The 5409-nt window shown below is 34.2% G+C and carries 6 protein-coding genes; 3 read left to right on the forward strand and 3 right to left on the reverse strand.

The genetic code is table 11. The features are described from left to right. From EZH24_RS06705 to EZH24_RS06715, 3 genes are all read left to right on the forward strand, one after another. On the forward strand, positions 1 to 1426 hold a 1426-nt coding region (locus EZH24_RS06705; RefSeq protein ID WP_137998357.1), incomplete at its 5' end, for an efflux RND transporter permease subunit. A 124-nt stretch (positions 1427 to 1550) separates the two neighbouring features. Further along, positions 1551 to 2201 (forward strand): Eco57I restriction-modification methylase domain-containing protein, encoded by a 651-nt coding sequence (locus tag EZH24_RS06710; protein WP_137998358.1) that lies wholly within the window; start codon positions 1551 to 1553, stop codon positions 2199 to 2201. Next, positions 2192 to 2497 (forward strand): hypothetical protein, encoded by a 306-nt coding sequence (locus tag EZH24_RS06715; protein ID WP_161976108.1) that lies wholly within the window; start codon positions 2192 to 2194, stop codon positions 2495 to 2497. The genes EZH24_RS06710 and EZH24_RS06715 overlap by 10 nt, the downstream gene beginning before the upstream one ends. 304 nt (positions 2498 to 2801) lie before the next feature. On the opposite strand, the gene fabF is transcribed toward EZH24_RS06715, so the two are convergent. From fabF to fabG, 3 genes are all read right to left on the reverse strand, one after another. Continuing rightward, positions 2802 to 4055, reverse strand: a complete 1254-nt coding sequence (fabF, locus tag EZH24_RS06720) for a beta-ketoacyl-ACP synthase II (RefSeq protein ID WP_137998360.1) — start codon at positions 4053 to 4055, stop codon at positions 2802 to 2804. Positions 4056 to 4177: 122 nt separating this feature from the next. Further along, complete coding sequence (gene acpP / locus EZH24_RS06725; RefSeq protein WP_137998361.1) at positions 4178 to 4414, reverse strand: acyl carrier protein; 237 nt, start codon at positions 4412 to 4414, stop codon at positions 4178 to 4180. Positions 4415 to 4490: 76 nt separating this feature from the next. Then, a complete protein-coding gene (gene fabG / locus EZH24_RS06730; protein ID WP_137998362.1) occupies positions 4491 to 5240 on the reverse strand; it encodes a 3-oxoacyl-[acyl-carrier-protein] reductase in 750 nt (249 codons plus the stop codon). Positions 5241 to 5409: the final 169 nt, after the last annotated feature.

Below are 5409 nucleotides of genomic sequence, written 5' to 3' on the forward strand. Positions count from 1 at the left end.
CAACCTAGCAAATTTCTCAAAAATAGAAGATGTGATTTCATCGGTAGTCAAACCCGAAGAATTGATAGCGATTTATACTTTAGTAGGACAGCAAGTCGACCAAGAAATTATATCGGAAGAAAAAGGAAGCCTTGCGGGAATAATGGTTTATTTAGTTCCAGCGGCGGAAAGAAAAAGAACTGCGGACGATTTGGTTGCCTTAATAAACGAAGCTATTGACAAAACCGATATAAGAGAGAATGTCCCTATATTCACTATGTATACCAGCGGTAATGTCGACCCTGGAAAAGCGGTAAATATTAAAATAGTCGGAAACGATACGGAACTTGCCCAAAAAGCGAAAACGGAAATAAGAGATTATCTTTCAACGATTCAAGGCGTTATAAATATTGACGATGACGATAAAATCGGAAAAGACGAGTTAAGAATAATATTCGATTACGATAAAATAGCTCAACTTGGGGTAAATGTCGCCACGGTTGCAAGCGAAGTGAGGGCGGCTTATACGGGAACTGTCGCCACATATATACAGGAGCTTGAAAACAAACTTAATTTTAGAGTAATGTTCGACAAACAATACACTTACGACACCGAATATTTGAATAAACTTTTAATACCGAATTCTCAAAACAGATTAATATATCTTGAAAATCTTGCCACAGTTCAAGTGACAAACGGACTTTCCACTTTGAAACATTATAACGGCGAGCGAACTATAACGATAACCGCCGATATAGAATACGGGCAGAATACATCGCAGCAGGTTATGAACGCGGTAAGCGAAAGATTTAAAAATTTTAGCAGAGAATATAGAGGATTAAAATTAGACTTCGGAGGCGAGGCGAGAGAGACGGTAAAGGCTTTAAGACAGCTTTTATTTAGTTTCGCTATGGCTTTTATATTCGTTTATATAATATTGTTGCTTCAGTTAAACAGATTCATTCAGCCTATTATGATTATGATAATTATTCCTTTCGGGCTTATCGGAGTTTTGCTCGGGTTTGCCGTCCATCGTATGCCGTTATCGTTTATGGGAATAGTGGGAATTGTAGGACTTGCTGGAGTCGTGGTAAATAACGGAATAATACTTGTCGATGTGATAAACAATATCATAGACAGAGGAGTTCAAGGCGGAAAGAAAGGAATCAAAAAAGCTATAGTCGATGGCGCTAAACAGAGACTTCGCCCCGTATTTTTGACTACGATTACAACGGTTGTGGGACTTCTTCCAACGGCATGGGGAATCGGAGGAAGAGCCGATTTGATTATTCCGATAGTTATGGCTTTGGCTTACGGGCTTTTATTTTCTTCTTTGCTTACTCTTATATTTTTGCCTTGTATGTTTATGATAATGTTCGATTTAAGATTGATAAAGATTCCTGAAGAGCATATTCCAAGAGAAGAGATAACGAATACTAATATTTAATTTTATAAAATTAAGTTCAAAAAGGATTGTCTAAATTAATAGGCAGTCCTTTTAATTATCTTTTTAATTTTAAGTTAAAATATATAATTATTGACTTTACAAAATTTTATGCTATATTATAAAAATGAAACGAGAACTTGGGCAATATTTTACCACATATAATCCTTTTCAAAACGATGGATTTCTTGATTGGGCTTGCAAATGCAATTTGAGTAAAACTACAATTTTAGAGCCTTTCGCTGGAGCAAATAATTTAATCAATATGCTTCAAAATATGGGATTATGTTCCGATTTTAAGAGTTTCGATATAGAGCCTCAAAATAAATCTATCATAAAAAGAGACACTTTAAAAAATTTCCCGAAAGGTTTTAAGGTATGCATAACCAATCCGCCGTATCTGGCGCAAAATTCGGCAAAAAGAAGAAATATAGAATTTCCAAATATTATTTATGACGATTTATATAAATATTCTTTAGAAAAATGTTTGGAAAATTGCGATTATGTAGGCGCTATAATTCCCGCTTCGTTTTTCAACGCGAATATTTTTAGAGAAAGATTAAGTCATTATATTCTATTAAATTCAAAAATGTTTAACGACACGGAGCATCCCGTTTGTTTGGCATTATTCAAAAAATATAAAGAAAATTCGGACGATATAGATTTGTATAACGACAATAAATATTTGGGAAAATTAAGCGATTTGAAAAAAAACTTCCTCAATCAAATATTAACATGGATATTCGTTTCAATGTTCCTGACGGCAATTTGGGATTGATAGCAATAGACAATACAATAGAACCTTCGATAAAATTCGTAAATGGCGAGGAAATATCTCCCGACAGAATAAGAGTTTCTTCAAGAAGCATAACGAGAATAATGATTCCGAGAAAATATAAAGTGAATAATATAATAGAAAAATTAAATCAAAATCTTAATATTTTTAGAAAAGAAACTTACGATTTATTTTTGACTCCTTTTAAGGGTTTGCGAAAAGATAATTGCTACAGAAGAAGATTGGATTACAAACTTGCAAAAAAGCTTATAGAGGAAACTTTATATGAATTATGTTAAAGTCCAATTAGTAAAAATATGTTTGTAAAATATAAATAATATTATATAATCGCATTATTTTATACTATAGACGAATTAAAGGCTTTCTTAAATAAATTTGATTGATAAAAAATGTATTCGACATAATGCAAGGAGTTAGTATAAATATTTTTGTTAAAATTGGATTGCCACGCCAACAAGTTGGTTCGCAATGACAAAGTAGGACAAAACCCATTCGCAAGACAAAAAATAAATAAAATATAAATTGCAAATAAAAAAGTCGTATGAATGATACGACTTCATTATTTTCTAAATTCTAATTATTTTATATTTTTTTGAATACTATTGAAGCGTTATGTCCACCGAAACCGAATGAATTGCTTATAGCGTATTCTATTTTATAATCTTGCGCCGTATTTGGCACGACATCCAAATCGCATTCTGGGTCCTGTTCGTCCACATTTATGGTAGGATGAACTTTAGAATCTATAATGCTCATAATAGTAGCCACCGCTTCTACTCCGCCAGCCGCTCCGAGCGCATGCCCAATCATAGATTTTGTGGAATTGATTTTTATTTTTTTAGCGTTCTCCTCTCCCAAGGCTTTTTTAATCGCTCTAATCTCCGCTATATCGCCTGGAGGAGTTGAAGTTCCATGAGTGTTTATATAATTTATTTTATCGGGCGAAATTTTAGCGCTTTCTATCGCCAATGACATAGCTCTAGCTCCCATAGCTCCGTCCTCTAGAGGCGCGGTAATATGATTTGCGTCAGCCGTAAAACCGTATCCGCAAATTTCGGCAAGTATATCGGCGTTTCTTTTTTTGGCATGTTCGTATTCTTCCAATACCAATATTCCCGCTCCTTCGGAAATGACGAAACCGTCTCTTCCTTTGTCGAAAGGTCTTGAAGCTTTTTCTGGCGCATCGTTTCTTGTAGATAAAGCCCGAGCGTTATTAAATCCCGCTATCGTAAGAGGATTTATCGTAGCCTCGCTTCCGCCGACAACCATAATATCCGCTTCGTTGTCTTTAATATGTTTATAACCCAAACCTATAGAATGATTAGAAGAAGCGCATGCCGTCACCACGCTGTAATTTGGTCCGTTCATTCCGTATTCTATAGATATTAGTCCCGCAGTCATATTTATTATTTGCATAGGAACAAAGAAAGGAGACACTCTGCTTGGTCCGTCTGACAATATAACGCTGTGATTTTGTAATAAAGTAGTCACTCCTCCGATTCCGCTTCCTATAATAACGCCCGCTCTCAAAGGGTCAAATCCGCTTTTAGGCTCTATTCCCGCTTGTTTTAAGGCATGATGCCCCGCATATATTCCAAAATTTATAAACGGGTCCAATCTTCTTAACATTTTTTTATCCGAATAATAATCGCCTTCGAGAGGCAAAGCTTCCGCTCCTATTTTCGTTATAAGCTGTTCTTTATCGGGGTCAAAATATTTAGAAAGTTTTTTAACTCCCGAAACTCCATTTAAAAGATTATTCCAAAATGTTTTGACATCGTTTCCTAAAGAATTTACAACTCCAAGCCCTGTCACTACGACTCTTCTTTCGCTCATATAAATAACTCCTGATTATTCAAGTAAAATTTAAAAAATAATTTCAATCAATTTAAATAAATTCAAATAATTAAAAAAATCCCGCAAAAAGAAATTATTTTACGGGAAATTTTTAATATGATTTACTTTTTATGGTCTTCGATATATTTTGCAGCGTCAGCCACATTTTTAATTTTTTCTTGGTCTTCTTGAGGAATTTTAATATCGTAGCGTTTTTCCAACTCCATGATTAATTCCACCAAGTCCAAAGAATCGGCGTTCAAATCATCTACGAAAGAAGCAGTATCCGTAATCTTGCTTTTGTCCGAGATGTTTAATTGAGCCGCAACCACATCTTTAATTTCATCGATTAATGCCATTTTTTTCTCCTTGAAAATTAAAATATTTATTATAAAGCGCCGTTAGGCAGCCTTATTGCTTATTTATTATGTTTTATCACATAGACATTCCGCCGTCTACAGCTATAACCTCTCCCGTTATATAATCGCTCAAATCTGACGCTAAAAAAACCGCCAAATTAGCGACATCTTCCGCATTTCCCAATCTTTTTATCGGAGTTATATTCATAATATTTTTAACCGTATCTTCGGGCAAAACTCCCGTCATATCGGTTTGAATAAATCCTGGGGCAATCGCATTAACGCATATTTTTCGGGCGGCAAATTCTTTAGCCATAGCTTTAGTTATTCCAATTATTCCCGCCTTTGCCGCCGCATAATTCGTTTGTCCCGCGTTTCCCATTTTTCCTATAACGCTCGATATATTTATTATCTTTCCTCTTCTAGCTTTAAGCATATATCTTGCCGCTTCCCTCGAAGTATAAAAAGCTCCCGAAAGATTTGTGCTTATTACTTCGTTCCAATTATTGTCGTCCATTTGAATAACTAACATATCTCTTGCAATTCCCGCGTTATTTACGAGTATATCTATGGATTTAAATTTTTCTACCGTTTTATCCACAACCTCTTTACATGATTCGCTCGATTTGACATCATGCTTCAGAGCCAGAGTTTCAATATTATATTCTTTTTTTAATTCTTCCGCAACAGACGAAGCCTTTTCAATATTTGTAGCGGTTATAACTATATTAGCGCCTTCTTTCGCCAAAGCTTCCGCAATCTTTTTTCCTATTCCTCTGCTCGAACCCGTTATTAAAGCCGTTTTGCCTTTAAGATTTAAATCCATATTTTTAATTATTACCTTAAAATTTTTTTTAATAAATTATAAACTATATTAAAACAAAAAATAATAAATTTGTCAAGTATATTTCAGGTATATTTTATGAATGGTTTGTATATATTGTAAAAAACAACCCATTACATTAATAATAAAAAATAATTATTCTAATTGATAT

Source organism: Brachyspira catarrhinii, assembly GCF_005518285.1.
Lineage (GTDB): Bacteria > Spirochaetota > Brachyspiria > Brachyspirales > Brachyspiraceae > Brachyspira > Brachyspira catarrhinii.

Bases quoted from the DNA above. Each gene is read 5' to 3' on its own strand.
- EZH24_RS06710 (WP_137998358.1), top strand. From the start codon at position 1,551: ATGAAACGAGAACTTGGGCAATATTTTACCACATATAATCCTTTTCAA.
- fabF (WP_137998360.1), bottom strand. From the start codon at position 4,055: ATGAGCGAAAGAAGAGTCGTAGTGACAGGGCTTGGAGTTGTAAATTCT.
- acpP (WP_137998361.1), bottom strand. From the start codon at position 4,414: ATGGCATTAATCGATGAAATTAAAGATGTGGTTGCGGCTCAATTAAAC.
- fabG (WP_137998362.1), bottom strand. From the start codon at position 5,240: ATGGATTTAAATCTTAAAGGCAAAACGGCTTTAATAACGGGTTCGAGC.